The 16,627-nt window shown below is 71.1% G+C and carries 14 protein-coding genes, 1 tRNA gene and 1 other RNA gene; 5 read left to right on the top strand and 11 right to left on the bottom strand.

Annotated elements, in window-relative coordinates; translation table 11 throughout:
• Positions 1-206: 206 nt before the first annotated feature.
• The 5 genes from BLR95_RS03465 to BLR95_RS03445 form a co-directional block, all read right to left on the bottom strand.
• Positions 207-281, bottom strand: a tRNA-Gln gene (locus BLR95_RS03465).
• A 138-nt stretch (positions 282-419) separates the two neighbouring features.
• Positions 420-1,346: a 4-(cytidine 5'-diphospho)-2-C-methyl-D-erythritol kinase gene (locus BLR95_RS03460; RefSeq protein WP_092615495.1), complete on the bottom strand. Its 927-nt coding sequence runs from the start codon at positions 1,344-1,346 to the stop codon at positions 420-422.
• 288 nt (positions 1,347-1,634) lie between these two features.
• Positions 1,635-3,434 carry a tetratricopeptide repeat protein gene (locus tag BLR95_RS03455; protein ID WP_092615492.1) on the bottom strand — a complete coding sequence of 600 codons (1,800 nt, stop codon included), beginning with the start codon at positions 3,432-3,434 and terminating at the stop codon, positions 1,635-1,637.
• A 113-nt stretch (positions 3,435-3,547) separates the two neighbouring features.
• Positions 3,548-3,946 carry a RidA family protein gene (locus tag BLR95_RS03450; protein WP_092615489.1) on the bottom strand — a complete coding sequence of 133 codons (399 nt, stop codon included), beginning with the start codon at positions 3,944-3,946 and terminating at the stop codon, positions 3,548-3,550.
• Between the two features lie 27 nt (positions 3,947-3,973).
• Positions 3,974-5,653: an electron transfer flavoprotein-ubiquinone oxidoreductase gene (locus BLR95_RS03445; protein ID WP_218119476.1), complete on the bottom strand. Its 1,680-nt coding sequence runs from the start codon at positions 5,651-5,653 to the stop codon at positions 3,974-3,976.
• A 255-nt stretch (positions 5,654-5,908) separates the two neighbouring features.
• On the opposite strand from BLR95_RS03445, the gene BLR95_RS03440 reads away from it, so the two are divergent.
• The 5 genes from BLR95_RS03440 to BLR95_RS03420 all read left to right on the top strand — a co-directional run bounded on the left by BLR95_RS03440 (position 5,909) and on the right by BLR95_RS03420 (position 11,026).
• The gene (locus BLR95_RS03440) at positions 5,909-7,132 is read left to right on the top strand and encodes a mechanosensitive ion channel family protein (protein ID WP_092615486.1); all 1,224 of its coding nucleotides are present in this window, start codon (positions 5,909-5,911) and stop codon (positions 7,130-7,132) included.
• Positions 7,129-8,007: a uracil-DNA glycosylase gene (locus BLR95_RS03435; protein ID WP_092615483.1), complete on the top strand. Its 879-nt coding sequence runs from the start codon at positions 7,129-7,131 to the stop codon at positions 8,005-8,007. Before BLR95_RS03440 ends, BLR95_RS03435 begins: the two co-directional genes overlap by 4 nt.
• Before the next feature lie 10 nt (positions 8,008-8,017).
• On the top strand, positions 8,018-9,898 hold the full coding sequence (locus tag BLR95_RS16190; RefSeq protein ID WP_092615480.1) for a lytic transglycosylase domain-containing protein: 1,881 nt from the start codon (positions 8,018-8,020) through the stop codon (positions 9,896-9,898).
• Positions 9,895-10,422: a molybdenum cofactor biosynthesis protein B gene (gene moaB, locus BLR95_RS03425; protein ID WP_092615477.1), complete on the top strand. Its 528-nt coding sequence runs from the start codon at positions 9,895-9,897 to the stop codon at positions 10,420-10,422. Before BLR95_RS16190 ends, moaB begins: the two co-directional genes overlap by 4 nt.
• Positions 10,423-10,510: 88 nt before the next feature.
• A complete protein-coding gene (locus tag BLR95_RS03420; RefSeq protein WP_092616454.1) occupies positions 10,511-11,026 on the top strand; it encodes a cupin domain-containing protein in 516 nt (171 codons plus the stop codon).
• A gap of 189 nt (positions 11,027-11,215) precedes the next feature.
• Here the strand turns inward: BLR95_RS03420 and recR are convergent, their stop codons facing one another.
• The 6 genes from recR to BLR95_RS03390 form a co-directional block, all read right to left on the bottom strand.
• On the bottom strand, positions 11,216-11,818 hold the full coding sequence (gene recR / locus BLR95_RS03415; RefSeq protein WP_092615474.1) for a recombination mediator RecR: 603 nt from the start codon (positions 11,816-11,818) through the stop codon (positions 11,216-11,218).
• Between the two features lie 22 nt (positions 11,819-11,840).
• On the bottom strand, positions 11,841-12,164 hold the full coding sequence (locus BLR95_RS03410) for a YbaB/EbfC family nucleoid-associated protein (protein WP_092615471.1): 324 nt from the start codon (positions 12,162-12,164) through the stop codon (positions 11,841-11,843).
• Between the two features lie 55 nt (positions 12,165-12,219).
• The gene (locus BLR95_RS03405; RefSeq protein ID WP_092615468.1) at positions 12,220-14,010 is read right to left on the bottom strand and encodes a DNA polymerase III subunit gamma/tau; all 1,791 of its coding nucleotides are present in this window, start codon (positions 14,008-14,010) and stop codon (positions 12,220-12,222) included.
• 179 nt (positions 14,011-14,189) lie between these two features.
• Positions 14,190-14,286, bottom strand: an RNA gene (ffs, locus tag BLR95_RS03400) — signal recognition particle sRNA small type.
• Between the two features lie 208 nt (positions 14,287-14,494).
• Complete coding sequence (locus tag BLR95_RS03395) at positions 14,495-15,970, bottom strand: ImmA/IrrE family metallo-endopeptidase (protein ID WP_092615465.1); 1,476 nt, start codon at positions 15,968-15,970, stop codon at positions 14,495-14,497.
• A gap of 18 nt (positions 15,971-15,988) precedes the next feature.
• Positions 15,989-16,462, bottom strand: a complete 474-nt coding sequence (locus BLR95_RS03390) for a hypothetical protein (RefSeq protein WP_092615462.1) — start codon at positions 16,460-16,462, stop codon at positions 15,989-15,991.
• Positions 16,463-16,627 lie beyond the last annotated feature (165 nt).

The following is a 16,627-nucleotide window of genomic DNA, read 5'->3' as shown; positions in this document are numbered from 1 at the left end:
ACATCGAGCGCTTCAACGAGATGGAAGCGGCCCTGAAGGAGCAGGCCCCGGCCATCCCGCGGCCCTTCGCCGAAGCCCTCCGCCTCGCCGCCGAACAGCAAGAGCGGATCGAGGCGCAGAAGGCCCGCCGCCGTGTACCAGAGGGGCGGACCATTCCGCCTCCGGCAGGCACGATAAGCCGTTGATCTTGATTGATTAAAGAGGGCTGGCTGGGGCGGCAGGATTCGAACCTGCGAATGGCGGTACCAAAAACCGCTGCCTTACCACTTGGCTACGCCCCACCGGCTGCCCGAGGGAGGGGCCGAGGGAGAGGCAATGTATGGTCTTTCCGGCGCCGACTCAACCCACCACGCACGGCACTTGTGTCGCCCACCAGCGGCGGCGAGAAAAGGGCCTCAAGGGGGCCTTGGGGGCCGCCTTCACCCCCGGCGCAGGGGAGCCGGGGCGAGCCACCACTCGGGGTGGGCCCGGGCCAGCGCGTCGGCGGCGGCGTGGGCGGTGTCGGGGCTGTCGTAGAGGCCGAAGCAGGTGGCCCCGCTGCCCGACATGCGGGCCAGCCGGCAGTGCGCGGTGGCGGCGAGGCCGTCGAGCACCTGGCCGATCACCGGGGCGAGCTGGCGGGCCGGGGCCTCGAGGTCGTTGCGGCGGCTTTTCAGGGCCGCGCCCAGGGCGCTGGCGTCGGCCGGCGGGGTGGTCAGCGGGGCGGCCCGCGAGAAGTCCCCCTGGCGGGCCTTGAAGACGGCCGGGGTCGACACCCCGACCCCGGGGTTGACCAGCAGCAGCCAGGCCTCGGGCAGGGCGACGGCGGGGGTCAGGGTTTCGCCGATGCCGCTCACCGCCATCGCCCGCCCGGCGAGGCACACCGGCACGTCGGCCCCCAGGGCGAGGGCGAGGTCGGCGACTTCGGGGCTGTCGGCGGCGTCCGGGTCGCCCCACAGGGTGGCCAGGGCCTTGAGGGTGGCGGCGGCGTCGGCCGAGCCGCCACCGATGCCGGCGGCCACCGGCAGCACCTTGGTCAGGTGCAGGCGGGCCTTGGCGGCGACCCCCATCAGCTCGGCCAGCCGGCGGGCGGCGCGCAGCATGATGTTGTCGTCGGGGTCGGGCAACTCGCGGCCCAGGCGGCAGGCCATCGGCCCGCCGACGGACAGCGACAGGTCCTCGGCCGGGCTGGCCTCGACGATGTCGCCCACGTCGGCGAAGACCATCAGGCTGTCCAGCTCGTGATAGCCGTTGGGCCGCCGTCCGGTGACCTGGAGGTAGAGGTTGACCTTGGCCGGGGCCAGGGCGCGCACGCCCGGCCCATGGACGGCAACGCCCGGGGCCTGCTGGAAGGTGTCGGGGAACATGGGGCGATCCGGGGCGGGGGCTCTAGGGCCTGTGGACAATCATGTTGGGGCCTCGGCGGCGCCCATTTCGTCGCTGACCAGGAAGGCTTGGCGCCGTGGTGTGCCCCACCACAAGCCAAGCCTGACGCCGCTCAGGGGCGAAATGGGCCCCGCCCCGAAGGGGTTTGGCGCAATCGGCCCGGTTCCGCGTCGTTCGTCCTCGAATATGCTCGGCATGTCCTTCGTCCTCACTCCTAAAACCGGGCCGATTGCGCCAAACCGAGACCCCAAGATGGTTGTCCACAGGCCCTAGTTGGTCGAGGGGGCGTCGTCCAGTCCGTCGTCCAGTTTGGCGCGGATGGTGTCGGCCAACTCGGGGTCGGGGTCGAAGCTCAGGGCGCGCTGCCACTGGTAGCCGGCTTCCAGGCGCCGGCCGACGCGCCAGTAGGCGTCGCCCAGGTGGTCGTTGATGGTCGGGTCGTTGGGGGTCAGGCTGACCGCCCGCTCCAGGTGCTCGACGGCGGCCTCGTGGTTGCCGGTCAGGTATTCGGCCCAGCCCATGGAATCGACGATGTAGCCGTCGCGCGGACGCTGGGCGACGGCGCGCTGGATCATGTCCTTGGCGGTTTCCACGTGCATTCCCTGGTCCAGCCAGGAGTAGCCCAGGTAGTTGAGGACGAAGGGCTGATCGGGCTCCAGGGCAAGCGCCTGGCGAAAGTCGTCCTCGGCGCGCGGCCACTGTCCGGAGCGTTCCAGGGCGATGCCCCGCCCGTACAGCCACGACCAGTGGCGGGGCAGCACCTGATCGAGGCGGGCGAAGGCGCGGTCGTAGGCCTCCACCGCCTCGGCGAAGCGCTCGTTCTGGCGCAACAGGTCGCCCAGGTCGATCAGCGGTTCGGGGCGCTCCGGCCAGTCGGCGGCCAGGGATTCGAAGGCCTCGCGGGCCTCCTCCAGGCGCTCGGCGCGGCCCAGGCTGTCGGCGGCGCGCTGGCGGGCCAGATAGGTGAAGGCCGAGTCCGCCGGCACTGCCCGATAGGCGGCGACGGCGGCCACCGGGCGCCGCTGGCGGCTGGCCAGATCGCCCTTGAGGATCAGCGCGTAGTCGAACTCGGGTTTCACCGCCAGGGCCAGATGGATGAACAGCAGGGCGGTATCCAGGGCCTGGCTTTGCGCCATGTTGCTGGCGGTGCCGTGGAAGGCCTCGGCCAGCCCGTCGGCGGCGCTGGTGATGGGCGGCGGCGGGGCCACCGGGGCCAGCCGCATCGGTTCGAGCAGATCGGCGGCGAGGCGCGACTCACCATGGGCCTTGAGGTAGGTGGCGATCAGGTCGCGGCCGGCCGGGGCGCTGTCCGGGTCGGCCAGCCGGAAGGCGGCGATGGCCTCGACGGTGCGCAGGGGCAGCTCTTCCGGCACCTCGGTGAGGCGGCCGAACAGCTCGGCGGCGGTGGCCCGCTGGCCGGCCTGGGCGGCGATCAGGCCGCCGTGAAAGGCGAACAGGCGGGCAAAGGGCTCCTCCGCCTCGGCCAGCGGCACGACCACCTCCAGGGCCTCGGCCGGGCGGCCGTCGCCGACCATCAGCCAGGCGCGGACCAGGGGGATGAGCAACTGGTTGAGTCCGCCCTCGCTGCTGGCTTCGGCAAGCGTGGCCAGGGCGCCGGGGAAATCGCCCCGGGCGGCCTGATCGGTGGCCACCATGAGGCGGCTGAGCGAGGCCTCGTCGTGGTCGGCCGCCATGACCTCCCGGGCCAGCGGCACGGCCTCCGGGAAGCGGCCGGCGGTGGTCAGGAAGAAGGCGGCGCGGCGTTTCAGGGCCAGCGCCTCGGGGGCCAGTCGGGCGGCCTCGGCGAAATGGCTGGCGGCGGCCTCGGGGTCGCCCTCGAACTGGGCCTGGCGGCCGGCCAGGAAGGCACCGGCCAGACTGCCGCTGGCCAGGGGCGCGGCGTGGGTCATCTGGCTCAGCCCCGGGCGGCCGTCCAGCGCCACCTGGGCCGGGGTATCCCGCTGGTCCGGCTGGTCCGGGGTGCCGGCGGCGCAGGCGGCCAGCATCAGGGCGGGCAGCAGGGCCGCCGAGCCGAGGCGGAAGGGGGAAAGAGGGGGGCGAGGGGCCATGCCGGGTCCGTCGGGCCTGATGGGGGGGGCGGGACGGGGCCACGCCCCGCCATGATGAGCCCTCAATCTAGGGCCTTGCGGCGCCGCTGGGTAGGGGGTGGGTCGCCCGGGGCTCAGGTTTGCGGGTCGGTGCCGGGCAATCGGGCGGTGACCTCGATCTCGATCTTCATGTCCGAGCTTTGCAGCGCCGCCGAGAGCATGGTCGCCGCCGGCTTGGCCTTGGCGAAGGCGGCCGAGGTGATCGGCCAGCATTTCGGCCATTCGTCGGCGTCGGGCACGATGTAGCGGACGCGCACCACGTCGTCGAGGCTGGCGCCCGCCTCTTTCAGTGCGCGTTCGATGGTGGCCAGGGTGTTGCGGCACTGGGCCTCGATCGTCTCGGGCATGGTCATGGTGGCGTAGTCATAGCCCGTGGTGCCGGCCACGAAGACCCAGTCCCCCGAGACCACGGCCCGGGAATAGCCGATCCGCGCCTCGAAGGGCGAGCCGGTGGAGATGCGTCTGGTGGCCATGGTCGCGGTCCGCCTCCGGGAGAGGGTCTACATGTTGGGGTAGTTGGGCCCTTCGCCGCCCTGCGGGGTGACCCAGACGATGTTCTGGGTCGGGTCCTTGATGTCGCAGGTCTTGCAGTGGACGCAGTTCTGGGCGTTGATCTGCAAGCGCTGGCCGCCCTTCTCGGCGTCCTCCACGAACTCGTAGACCCCGGCCGGGCAGAAGCGCGCCTCCGGGCCGGCGAAGCGGGCCAGATTGACCTCGACCGGCACGTTGGCGTCCTTCAGGGTCAGGTGGCAGGGCTGCTCTTCCTCGTGGTTGGTGCCCGAGAAGGCGACGTTGGTCAGCCGATCGAAGGTCAGCACGCCGTCCGGCTTGGGGTAGTCGATGGGCGGGCACTGGTCGGCCGGCTTCAGGGTCTCGTGGTCGGCGTGGGCGTGGGCGATGGTCCACGGCATGGCGCCCTTGAACAGGTAGGCCTCGAGCGCCGAGTAGGCCAGCCCGCCCCACATCCCCCACTTGAACGAGGGGCGGATGTTGCGCACCTCCTTGAGCTCGGCCCACAGCCAGGAGTCCTTCAGGCGCTCCGGGTAGCCGGCCACCTCGGCCGGCGGGGTGTCGGCCGAAAGGTGCTCGAACAGAGCCTCGGCGGCGAGCATGCCCGACTTCATGGCGGTGTGGGTGCCCTTGATCTTGGGCACGTTGAGGAAGCCCGCCGTGTCGCCGATCAGAAGGCCGCCCGGGAAGGTCAGCTTGGGCAGCGACTGCAAGCCGCCCTCGGACAGGGCGCGGGCGCCATAGGCGATGCGCCGCCCGCCCTCGAAGGTGGGGCGCACCGCCGGGTGGGTCTTGAAGCGCTGGAACTCGTCGTAGGGCGACAGGTGGGGGTTGGTGTAGTCCAGCCCGACCACGAAGCCGACCGCCACCTGGTTGTCCTCCAGGTGGTAGAGGAAGCTGCCCCCGTAGACGTCCGAGGAGACCGGCCAGCCGATGGTGTGCACCACCTTGCCCGGCTGGTGCTGGGCCGGGTCGACCTCCCACAGCTCCTTGATGCCGATGCCGTAGGTCTGCGGCTGGCTGTCGGCGGCCAGCTCGAAGCGGCTGATCAGCTGGCGGGTCAGCGAGCCCCGGCAGCCCTCGGCGAACACCGTCACCTTGGCGTGCAGTTCCACCCCGGGCTCGTGGTTGGGGCCGGGGGTGCCATCGCGCTTCAGGCCCATGTCGCCGGTGGCCACGCCCCGGACCGCGCCGTTGTCGTCATAGAGCACCTCGGCGGCGGCGAAGCCGGGGTAGATCTCGACGCCCATGCCCTCGGCCTGCTCGGCCAGCCAGCGGCAGACGTTGCCCAGGCTGACGATGTAGTTGCCGTCGTTGTGCATCGAGGGCGGCGGCGGCAGCGGGATCGCCTTGCCCTGGGTCAGGAAGAGGAAGCGGTCCTTGCCGGCCGGGGTGTTGAGGGGGGCGCCCTTGTCCTTCCAGTCGGGGATCAGCTCGTCCAGCGCCCGGGTCTCGATGACGGCGCCGGAGAGGATGTGCGCCCCCACCTCGGAGCCCTTCTCCAGCACGCACACCGACAGCTCGCGGCCGGCCGCCTCGGCCTGCTGCATCAGGCGGATGGCCGCCGACAGGCCGGACGGCCCGGCGCCGACGATGACCACGTCGAATTCCATGCTCTCCCGGGCCGGGGCTTCGGGGCGGGTGTCCTGGGCGCTGTCGGTATCGCTCATGCTGGGCTCCGCTGGCTGCCGGCGTCGGGCCGGCGGGTGGGACGAGGGTCTGGTGGCGGTTTGTATACACCATGGTCCTAGAGGATGGTACCGGGCCTGTAAACGCCGACCTTGAGCGGCCCACCTCGCCGCGGACCACCTTGGCCCGGCCCGGGGGGGTGGGCTAGACTGCCGGCCCCGCCCGCCGTCCCGCCCGCCGTCCCGCCCGCCGTCCCACCCGCCATCCCGCCCGCCGCCCCAACCCGGAGTCTCCCCATGGACTGGTCCTTCCTCGATACCCCCAAGGCCTGGCTGGCGGAGTTCTGGGCGGTGGTGATGGAGGTCTGGGAGAAGGGCGTGTTCGGGGTCGACATCGGCCGGGTGCTGGTCGCCCTGGCCATCCTCATCGGCTTCCTGCTGCTGCGCCGGCTGTTCACCCGCTTCGTTTTGAAGCGGCTGGCCGGCTGGGCGGCGCGCACCCGCACCGAGACCGACAACCGGGTGCTCACCGCCATCGAGGGGCCGATCCGCTTCATTCCCATCGTGGTCGGCGTGTTCATGGCCGGCCAGTACATGGCCTTCGAGGGGCTGACCGAAACCTTCTTCCGCAACCTGGTCAGCTCGCTGGTCGCCTTCAACATCTTCTGGGCCTTCTACCGGCTGGTCGAGCCGCTGTCGGTGGTCGCCCGGCGGCTGGAGAAGGTGTTCTCGCGCGAGTTGGTGTCGTGGCTGGTCAAGGCGGTGAAGGTCGCCTTCATCGCGCTCGGCGTGGCGACCATCCTGGAGACCTGGGGCATCGAGGTGGCGCCGCTGATCGCCGGCCTCGGCCTGTTCGGCGTGGCGGTGGCGCTGGGGGCCCAGGATCTGTTCAAGAACCTCATCTCGGGGCTTCTCATCATCGGCGAGAAGCGCTTCGCGGTGGGCCAGTGGATTCGCGTCGATGGGGTGGTCGAAGGCACGGTGGAGCACATCGGCTTCCGCTCCACCCTGGTCCGCCGCTTCGACCAGGCCCCGGTCTACGTGCCCAACGCGGCGCTGTCCGATGCCGCGGTGACCAACTTCTCGGCCATGACCTACCGGCGCATCTACTGGGTCATCGGGGTCACCTACGACACCACCCTTGAGCAGCTGATGGCCATCCGCGACGGCATCCTGGGCCACATCCTCTCGCAGCCCGAGTTCGCCAAGCCGCCGGCGGTGTCCACCTTCGTGCGCGTCGAGGGCTTCGGGCCGTCCTCCATCGACCTCATGGTCTACTGCTTCACCCGCACCACGCGCTGGGGCGACTGGCTGGAAATCCGCGAGCGGCTGGCCTTCGAGATCAAGCGCATCGTCGAGGAGGCCGGCACCTCGTTCGCCTTCCCCAGCCAGTCGGTGTACGTGGAAAGCCTGCCCGCCATGCTGCCCGAGGACCGCCCGGAGGCCTTCCCGCCGCCCGACCCGGCCCAGCCCGAGGCCAGCCCGGCGCCCCAGGCCCAACCCACCGGGCCGGCCGCATGAGCCCGGACGTCCTGAAGGCCGAGGCGGCCGCCCTGGCGGCCGACCCCCGGGCCCTGCTGGCGTGGTACGTGGAGGCCGGGATCGACGTCGCCATCGGGACCACGGCGCCCGACCGCACCCAGGCCCCCGAGCCGCCCCCGCTGGCCGTGGTGCCGATGTCGACCCCCGACCGCCCGGCCGCGCCGGCCCGGCCCCGGCCCGCCTTTCAGCCCGGCCCCGGCGGCCCTCCCGGCGGCCGGGCGGTGGCGGTGCCGGCCGGGCAGGCCGATGCCGCCCACGCCGCCGCCCAGGCGACCAGCCTGGAAGCCCTGCAAAAGGCCCTGACCTCGTTCACCGGCTGTCCGCTCAAGGACACCGCCACCAACACCGTGTTCGCCGATGGCCCGGTGGAGGCCCCGGTGATGGTCATCGGCGAGGCCCCGGGGGCCGACGAGGACCGCTTGGGCCTGCCCTTTGTCGGCGCCTCGGGGCGGCTGCTCGACCGCATGCTGGCCTCGATCGGCCTGGACCGGCGCGAGAACTGCTACATCACCAACATCCTGCCCTGGCGGCCGCCCGGCAACCGCAAGCCCGACACCACCGAGGTCGCCCTGTGCGTGCCCTTCATCGAGCGCCACATCGCCCTCAAGGACCCGCGCCTGTTGATCCTGGTCGGCGGGCTGGCGGCGCAGACCCTGTTCGCCGAAAGCGCCGGCATCACCCGTCTGCGCGGCCAGTGGCGCGACTACGCCACCCCCGGGTTGCCCGGGCCGGTGCCCGCCCTGGCCACCTTCCATCCGGCCTACCTTCTGCGTTCGCCGGAGCAGAAAAGGCTGGCCTGGCGCGATCTGGTGGCGGTGCGCCAGAAGCTGGACAGCCTGGGCCTCGGTGGGTAGACCCGGGCCCATGACGCGCATCGCCTCCCCCGCCTTCCCCCGCCGTTCCCTTGCCGTTCTGCGCCGGCTGTCGCTGCTGGTCCTGCTCGCCGCGCTGCTGCTGGCCGGGGCCGATGCCGTGCGCGCCGCCCCCCTGCCGGAGCCGCTGGCGGCCGATCAGGCCGACCTCTACCGGCGCATCTTCGAGCGCCAGGAGCGCGGCGACATGGCCACCGCCGAACGGCTGATGGCCCGCCTCGATGACCGCCTGTTGCTCGGCCACCTGCTGGCCCAACGCTACCTGCACCCCAGCGCCTACCGCAGCCGTTTCGTCGAGCTGAAGGCCTGGCTGGGCGCCTACGCCGACCTGCCCCAGGCCCGGCGCATCCACCATCTGGCCGAGCGCAAGGGCGGTCGCGATCTGGCCCGTACCCTGCCCCGGCCGGCCGGCGGCATGCTCACCGGATCGGGCGAGCACGGCGGCGGGGTGCGCCTGCGGCAAAGCAGCTACCGCCATCTGGCGGCCACGGAGAAGGCCCGGGCCGAGCGCCTGTGGCGCCGTTTCCGGCACCGCCTGCGCAACGGCTGGACGCTGTCGGTCAAGCGCCTGATCACCGAGGACGACGATTTCGCCCTGCTCACCCCGGCCGACCGCCACCGCATGAAGGGGGCGCTGGCCCATGCCTACTTCGTCGACGGGCACGACGACTGGGTGCTGAAATGGGCCGGCGAGGCGCTGGCCGGGCCGCACGCCGACCATCTGGCCCATTGGCCGGCCGGACTGGCCCACTGGCGCCTGGGCCACATCGCCGAGGCGCGCCGCCACTTCGAGGCGTTGGCCGCCAGTGACCCGGACCGCGTCTCCGGCTGGCTGGTCTCGGCCGCCGCCTACTGGGCGGCGCGGGCCAACCTGAAGGATCACCGGCCGCACACGGTCAGCCGTTGGCTGGCCGTCGCCGCCGAGTATCCGCGCACCTTCTACGGCGTCCTGGCCCGCCGCGCCCTGGGCCTGCCGCTGCGCCCGCGTTGGGACGACAGCCGCCCGGACGCCGCCGACCTTCAGCGCATCGCCGCCACGCCGGCCGGGCGGCGCGCCCTGGCCCTGTTCCAGGTGGGACGCCCGGCCCTGGCCGAGGGCGAGCTGCGCAAGCTGGCCTCCAGCGCCCTGGCCAATGACGACGACCCCCTGGCCCGGGCCATCCTCGGTCTGGCCGACGCCGCCGGCCGTCCGGCCCTGGCCATGCGTCTGGGGGCGGAACTGGGCGATCCGGTGGGGCCGATCCGGGTCGCCGGCCGCTTCCCCGAGGCGCCGTGGACGCCGAGCGGCGGCTGGCGGGTCGACCGCGCCCTGGTGTTGGCCTTCATCCGCCAGGAATCGGGCTTCGATCCCCAGGCCCGCAGCCCGGCCGGGGCGCGCGGCCTGATGCAGTTGATGCCGGCCACCGCGCGCTGGATGGCCGAGCGCCTGGGGCGGCCGGAGCTGGCCCGCCGGCTGGCCGAGCCGGCCGTCAACCTCTACCTGGGGCAGGCCTACCTGGAGCACCTGATGGAGCTGCCCCAGGTCGGCCCCGACCTGTTCCGCCTGACCGCCGCCTACAACGCCGGGCCGGGGCGTCTGGCCGGCTGGCTCGACCCCGACCGCCACCACGACGACCCGCTGCTGTTCATCGAAAGCCTGTCCAGCCACGAGACCCGGGTGTTCATCGAGCGCGTGGTCTCCAACTTCTGGATCTACCGCGACCGCCTGGGCCAGCCGACGCCGAGCCTGGATGCCGTGGTCGAGGGCGACTGGCCGACCTACCAGCCGCAGGACGTCCCGCCGGCGCCTCAAGTCGCCCGCAAGTTTGCCGGTAAGCTTGCCGGCAAGTTTGCCCGGCAGGTGGCGCGGGTGCCCCGGGAGGCGGCGCGATGAGCCAGGGCGTGGACAAACCGTTCCGGCCGCTGGCCATCGCCGTGCTGACCATCTCCGACAGCCGCCGGATGGCCGACGACCGCTCCGGCGACACCCTGGCCCAACTCCTGACCGAGGCCGGCCACCACCTTGCGGCGCGTCAGTTGGTGCGCGACGACCAGCCGGTCATCGAGGCGGCGTTGCGCGCCTTCATCGCCGACCCCGGGGTCGAGGTGGTGCTGAGCACCGGCGGCACCGGCATCACCGGCCGCGACGTCACCCCGGAGGCCCTGGCCGCGGTGCGCGACAAGGACATCCCCGGCTTCGGCGAGCTGTTCCGCTGGCTGAGTTACGAGAGCATCGGGGCGGCCACCATCCAGTCGCGGGCCTGTGCGGCGGTGGCCGGCGAAACCCTGATCTTCGCCCTGCCCGGCTCGCCGGGGGCCTGCCGCGACGCCTGGGCCGGCATCCTGGGCCGCCAGCTCGACAGCCGCACCCGGCCCTGCAACTTCGCCGACCTGCTGCCCCGCTTGGGCGAGCGGTAGGGGGCGGGCACGCTCGGGGGTGGTCCACATCGGCGGGCCGTGCCATGCTGGTCGCTGTCCTTCCCCTTTGCGCCCGGCCAGCCTCAAGATGCCCACCTCGCCGCCCGCCGCCCAGTGGATCATCGACCACCTGGGCCTTCAGCCCCACCCCACCGAGGGCGGCTGGTTCCTGGAAACCTACCGCTGCCCGGACGTGGTCGGGGCCGATGCCCTGCCGCCGCGCTATCCGGGGGCGCGCAGTGTCTCCACCGCGATCTACTACCTGCTGACCCCGGACACCGTTTCGGCGCTGCACCGGCTGGCCAGCGACGAGGTCTTCCACTTCTACCTGGGCGACCCGGTGGAGCAGCTTCAGCTCTATCCCGACGGCTCCCACCAGATGGTCACCCTGGGCAACGACCTGGTGGCCGGTGAGCAGGTGCAAAGCGTCGTCCCCGCCGGCACCTGGCAGGGGGCGCGACTGGTCCCCGGCGGCGATGTCGCCCTGCTCGGCTGCACCGTCGCCCCCGGCTTCGACTTCAACGACTACCAGCACGGCAACCGGGCCGACCTGTGCCGCGACTGGCCCCAGGCCAGCGAGCTGATCGCCAGCCTGACGCCGTGAGACGCAAAGGGGCGCTGCCCCTTTGAACCCCGCCGGGGGGACCAGGGGCCTCCCCAGACCCCACCATGAATCAAAACCCCACCCAGGGGGCTTGCCCCCCTGGGTGGGGTTTTAAGTCACGGCGGGGGTCCGGGGGGGCCCCTGGTCCCCCCGGCGGGGGTTCCAAGGGGGCAGCGCCCCCTTGGCGCCTCACAGCACCGGGCGGCGGGCCTTCAGCGCGGTCGACAGGGTGCCGTCGTCCAGGTAGTCCAGCTCGCCGCCGACGGGCACGCCCTGGGCCAGGGTGGAGACGGTGGTGCCGACCCCGCCCAGGCGTTTGGCGATGACGTGGGCGGTGGTCTGGCCGTCGACGGTGGCCGGCAGGGCGAGGATCACCTCCTCCACCCGCTCGCTCTGGCAGCGCGCGGTCAGCCGGTCGAGGCCCAGGTCCTCGGGCCCGATGCCGTCGAGCGGCGACAGCAGGCCGCCCAGCACATGATAGCGCCCGGGGAAGCTGCCGCCGCGCTCCAGGGCCCACAGATCGCCCACCTCGGCGACCACGCAGAGCAGGCCCGGCTGGCGCTCCGGGTCGGCGCAGATGGCGCACGGATTGATGGTGTCGTAGTTGCCGCAGATGGTGCAGGGGGCGACCGTCTCGGCCACCCCCTCCAGGGCCTTGAGCAGCGGCACCAGCAGGCTGTCGCGCTTTTTCACCAGATGCAGCGCGGCGCGCCGGGCCGAGCGCGGGCCGAGGCCGGGCAGCCGGGCCAGCAACTGGATCAGGTGGCCGATGCGGGCGCCGTCATCACTCATGCCGGGGCGGCGGGGACGGAGGTCAGAACGGCAACTGCATGCCGCCGGGCAGGCCCAGGCCGCCAGTCACCTCGTCCATCTCGGTCTTGACCAGTTCCTCGACCTTGGCCTTGGCGTCGGCGAAGGCGGCGACGATCAGGTCCTCCAGCACCTCGACATCGTTGGGATCGACCAGCGTGGGGTCGATCTTGACCGAGCGCACATCGGCCTTGCCGGTGACGGTGACGGTCAACATGCCGCCCCCACTCGACCCGGTGACCTCGGTCTCGGCCAGCTTTTCCTGCATCTCGGCCATCTTGGTCTGCATCTGCTGGGCCTGCTTCATCAGGTTGCCGAGGTTCTTCATCGGGGATGGGGTCCTTCTCTCTAACTTGGGAACTTGGGGATGTGGCGGAGGCGGGTCAGAACAAGGCGCTGTCGGCGTCCCAGTTCATGTCCATCTCCATCTCCATCTCGGGTTCGGGGGGCGGCGGGTTGATCTCGCTTAAGGGTTCGAGGCGCAGTTTGGCCCCGGGAAAGGCGTCGAGCAGGGCGGCGATCAGCGGCTCCTGGCGCGCCTCGGCGAGCAGGCGGGCGCTCAACGGGTCGAGCCCGGCCTGGGTCGAGCGTTCGACCACCCACAGCCGGCCGGTCCAGGTGGACAGCCGCTGGCGCAGCCGGGGCAGGAAGTCGGGCGGCAGCGGAGCATCGGGGTCGAGGTTCAGCTCCAGCCGCCCGGGGGCGCAGGCGACCAGCCTGACGTCGCGCTTGAGGTGGGCGGCGAGGCGCGGTTCGCCGCGCGCCTCGAACAGGGCGACCACGGCATCGAAGTCGCCCGGGCAGGCGGCGTCGGTCGAGGCGGGCGCCGGGGCCGGCGACTCGGCAGTTGGCGGCGCCGAGGCCTCGGCGGCCGGTCCGGACGGCGGCGTGGCGGGGCCCCGGGGCGGCTGGCCGGCCTCGCCACGGCCGTCCTTCAAGGCCTTCAGGGCGTCCTCGGGGCTCGGCAGGTCGGCCGCGAAGGCGACCCGGATGAGCAGCATTTCCACCGCCTGCAGGGTGGAGGGAGCGCCGCGCGCCTCGGACAGGCCCTTGAGCAGCATCTGCCAGGCCCGCGAGAGCACCGGCATGGACAGGGTCTGGGCCAGCTCGCGGCCGCGCGTGCGCTCGGCCTCGGCAATCGCCGGGTCGTCGGCGCTGGCCGGGATCAGCTTGACCCGGGTCACCCAGTGGGTGACGTCGAGCAGGTCCTGCACCACCACCAGCGGGTCGGCGCCGGCCCGGTGGTGGTCGGCCAGCTGGTCCAGCGCGGCGGCGATGTCGCCGCCCATCAGCGACTGGAAGAGGTCGAACACGGCGGCCCGGTCGGCCAGCCCCAGCATGGCCCGCACCTGGGTCGCCTCGACCGTGCCGGCGCCGTGCACGATGGCCTGGTCGAGCAGCGACAGCCCGTCGCGCACCGAACCATCGGCGGCCCGGGCGATCAGGGCCAGGGCCTCGGCCTCGATGCCGGCCCCCTCGGCCTGGGCGATACCGGCGAAGTGGCGGGCCAGGGTCTCGGCCTCGACGCGGCGCAGGTCGAAGCGCTGGCAGCGCGACAGCACGGTGACCGGGACCTTGCGGATCTCGGTGGTGGCGAAGATGAACTTCACATGGGCCGGCGGCTCCTCCAGGGTCTTCAACAGGGCGTTGAAGGCCTGGGTGGAGAGCATGTGCACTTCGTCGATGATGTAGATCTTGTAGCGCGCCGAGGTCGGCCGGTAGCGCACCCCGTCGAGGATCTCGCGCATGTCGCCGACCCCGGTGCGGCTGGCCGCGTCCAGCTCCAGGATGTCGACGTGGCGGTCCTCGGCGATCGCCCGGCAATGCTCGCACACCCCGCACGGGGTGACGGTGGGGCCGCCCTGGCCATCGGGGCCGATGCAGTTGAGGGCGCGGGCGATGATGCGCGCCGTGGTCGTCTTGCCCACCCCGCGCACCCCGGTCAGCATGTAGGCCTGGGCCAGCCGGCCACGGGCGATGGCGTTGGACAGGGTGCGGACCAGCGCTTCCTGGCCGATCAGGGCCGAGAAGTCGGCCGGCCGGTACTTGCGGGCCAGCACGGTGTAGGGGGTCTGGGAGGCGCCGCGGGTCGCTGGCGGGGTTCTGGCCGCCGGGCCGTCGGCCGCCGGGCTGTCGGCCGCCGGCGTGTCGGGCGGCGGAGGCTGCTCGGTCATCGGGGCGACCCCTGGCAAGGGAGCGGACAGGGCACGCGGTCAGGCTGCGCGGTCAGGATCAAGAGGTGGCGCGGCGCTCCCCCCAAGGGGGCACGGCCAAAAAGGGCGCGGCCAAAGGGGGGCGCGGTTCCACCCTCGATCCTCCCTCGGGCGACCTGTCGGGAAGCTCTGGGTAAGGGGTGGAAGACCGAACGACGACCCGGACGGAAACTCGTTGCGGCTGCTTCCTTCCGGACCTGACCGGGTTGGCGAGGCGCCCGTCCGCCGCCGGCCTTCCGAGGCGGAGTATATGCGATACCCCGCCCCCCGAAGCAAGCCCCCATGTTGCTGTCAGGAGACGTTTCGCCCTAGCCTTGGTGTGCTTGCGTGCGGTCCCTGGCTCGAAGGTACCGCCAGAATGGCCCGGGAGAACCTAGGTCGTCGGTGATCCATCGATAGGGCGGCAGGGCATCCGGAGTGCCAAGAACGGCTTGCCATTCCAAAGTTAGGCAGCGTCAGCGTCGTGATCGCAGATGCTGTCAAGAGCCCGCATGTCGGCGTCGGACAGACTTGTCCGCCCGGCATTTCTTAACTGTTGGGCGGCCAAATGCACCGACACGCTGTAGCGTGCCTGGATTTCGGCCAGGGTCTGCTTGATGGGGGGCCGTCCGAGTTGCCGGTGGAGTTCGATCAATGCCTGCTGGGGGGCCAGCAACTCGGCGGCAAAGGCGTTGGCCCGCTTTTCCGGTCCACCGGGGGCGAGTCCCCCGTAAACCTCGGCAACGGTCAGGGCGTCGTGGCGGTCTACCAGGAGGTGGCAGACCTCGTGGGCCAGAACGGCGCGTCTGCCGTTCTGGTTGCTACTGAATTTCCCGTTCATGTTGACCAGGATTGCCGGCCCATGGTTGGGCCCCCAGCACGTCAACGCATTGAGTTCGGGCGGTCCAAGGTCCTGCGTATGAACAGGTATACCCCAATCGGCCAGCAGAGATTGAGGGTCGACCGGGTCCTCGGGGTCCAGCTGCAGAAACCTGCGGAACCAGAGTGCGATCTTGCGCCCCTGCTCGAAAAACTTCTGCGTCCCGAAGTGTGGTTTAGCAATAATATCCTGCCGCAGCGTTTCCGCGATACGATCCACCTCTGGCGTTTCTCTGTGCGGCTGCTGTCCTATCCAGTCGATTGCCCGATTGAGATGGGCGTCGTCCAGGTGGTTTCCAATCATTCTGGCAACGGCCCGAAACTCATCATCACTGGCTGCTTCACGACGGTTGCGCGGCGGCGTGGATGGGGGAATCCTCACGTTGTTCAGGCGGGCCGGGTCCAGGCCGGTGCGCAGTCGGGTCAGGCGCTCGGGCTCGATCTCCCAGCGCGCCTGCCACGCAGCCCTGGCTTCGGCGACTCCGTCGCGCGGATTGCCCGCCAGGGCGTCGAACAGGGCATCGCCAGTCTGCTCCAGGACTCTAACCACCTCGTCAAAGGGGCGCCGCACAGGTGGCTCGGTGCCGGCCTGAAGAAGCATGGAGGCGCCTTCGCGCATCACAAGAAGGCTGGGCAGGCTCATGCCGGAGGTGGAAAAGGCCAGGTTATGGGAATCCTCGAAGCGGTGGACTGCCTCGTCCTCGTCGTCCATCACCTCTTCGGCCGGTTGGATGCGGTCCCACCGGGCCTCAAGGTCTTTCCACAGGTCAGCCGGCATAAGCGGTGTCAGTCCCAGGGGGTAGGTCTCCTGGAACAGCAGATGGGCCCAGCGTGTGCCGAGGAAGTCAAGCAGGTCCTCCCAGAACCAGTAGAGTGGCCGACGGCAGTCGTCACCGCCGCCGTGCCACAGCGGACGACCGTTCAGCTCCAGGATCAACGGCAGGGCGCCGTCCAGGTCGTGGGCCTCGGGCGACATCCACAGGGTGATCCTTAATCCGTCCTCGCCGCCGATCACGGTCGGCGGGTACGGGGGAATTCCCTGGGTGCATGTGGTCTTGCTCATTTTCGGTATGGGTCCCGGTCAGAACCGGCGCCGTTCGGTGGTATGCTGGTCCACCCACTCCTGGAACGCCCTGAGGTGCCCTTGAGCTTCGGCGCGCTCCCTCAGCTGCCTCAGGATGGCGCGGGGAATGCCCCGTTTCGGATCACCCTGCTGGTCGAAGGGGTAGCCGTGGAAGGTCCCCGCTTCGGCCCGGGTCGGGTGGGCAACATAGATAGCTCCTTCGTGTACATTGAACACCCGACGTGGGCAAGGTCGCCCCCGAGGGTCGGTCCGGGCCACCTCGTCCTCGCCAGGATAGTGCGCAATGCCGTTCTTCAACAGACCCTCGGCCAAGCCCGCGTCGATGGTTCGCGGGCACTTGCCAATCAAGCCGTTTCCCTGGCGGACAAACTCGGGCTCGTGGTTGTTTCCCTTGTGCTTGGTGCGTCGCTCTCCGGGATCGTAGCTCAGCCAGGAGAGATCGTCTTTCTCATCGCACATGCTTTCGACCATAACCCATCTTGCGGCTCGGCACACACGATTCCCCCTGCACTGGGCGGGTCGTGCCAGTCGTGCTGTCACGCTGTTAGGGGCCAGGGGCAACGCCTTGGCGGAAGTGTATGTGCAGCCAGGGAAAAGGGGCAACTGGAAAGCGGCGCTCCTCATGATTGTGTTCTT

Origin of the sequence: Roseospirillum parvum, assembly GCF_900100455.1 — a bacterium.
In the GTDB taxonomy this organism is placed as follows: Bacteria; Pseudomonadota; Alphaproteobacteria; order Rhodospirillales; family Rhodospirillaceae; genus Roseospirillum; species Roseospirillum parvum.
This window is presented reverse-complemented; position numbering and strand designations above follow the sequence as displayed.

Coding starts and splice junctions, on each gene's coding strand:
- BLR95_RS03405 (WP_092615468.1), bottom strand. CDS start 14,010: ATGACCGAGCAGCCTCCGCCGCCCGACACGCCGGCGGCCGACAGCCCG.
- BLR95_RS03420 (WP_092616454.1), top strand. CDS start 10,511: ATGCCCACCTCGCCGCCCGCCGCCCAGTGGATCATCGACCACCTGGGC.
- BLR95_RS03440 (WP_092615486.1), top strand. CDS start 5,909: ATGGACTGGTCCTTCCTCGATACCCCCAAGGCCTGGCTGGCGGAGTTC.
- BLR95_RS03435 (WP_092615483.1), top strand. CDS start 7,129: ATGAGCCCGGACGTCCTGAAGGCCGAGGCGGCCGCCCTGGCGGCCGAC.
- BLR95_RS03455 (WP_092615492.1), bottom strand. CDS start 3,434: ATGGCCCCTCGCCCCCCTCTTTCCCCCTTCCGCCTCGGCTCGGCGGCC.
- BLR95_RS03390 (WP_092615462.1), bottom strand. CDS start 16,462: ATGGTCGAAAGCATGTGCGATGAGAAAGACGATCTCTCCTGGCTGAGC.
- BLR95_RS03460 (WP_092615495.1), bottom strand. CDS start 1,346: ATGTTCCCCGACACCTTCCAGCAGGCCCCGGGCGTTGCCGTCCATGGG.
- BLR95_RS16190 (WP_092615480.1), top strand. CDS start 8,018: ATGACGCGCATCGCCTCCCCCGCCTTCCCCCGCCGTTCCCTTGCCGTT.
- moaB (WP_092615477.1), top strand. CDS start 9,895: ATGAGCCAGGGCGTGGACAAACCGTTCCGGCCGCTGGCCATCGCCGTG.
- BLR95_RS03410 (WP_092615471.1), bottom strand. CDS start 12,164: ATGAAGAACCTCGGCAACCTGATGAAGCAGGCCCAGCAGATGCAGACC.
- recR (WP_092615474.1), bottom strand. CDS start 11,818: ATGAGTGATGACGGCGCCCGCATCGGCCACCTGATCCAGTTGCTGGCC.
- BLR95_RS03450 (WP_092615489.1), bottom strand. CDS start 3,946: ATGGCCACCAGACGCATCTCCACCGGCTCGCCCTTCGAGGCGCGGATC.
- BLR95_RS03395 (WP_092615465.1), bottom strand. CDS start 15,970: ATGAGCAAGACCACATGCACCCAGGGAATTCCCCCGTACCCGCCGACC.
- BLR95_RS03445 (WP_218119476.1), bottom strand. CDS start 5,653: ATGAGCGATACCGACAGCGCCCAGGACACCCGCCCCGAAGCCCCGGCC.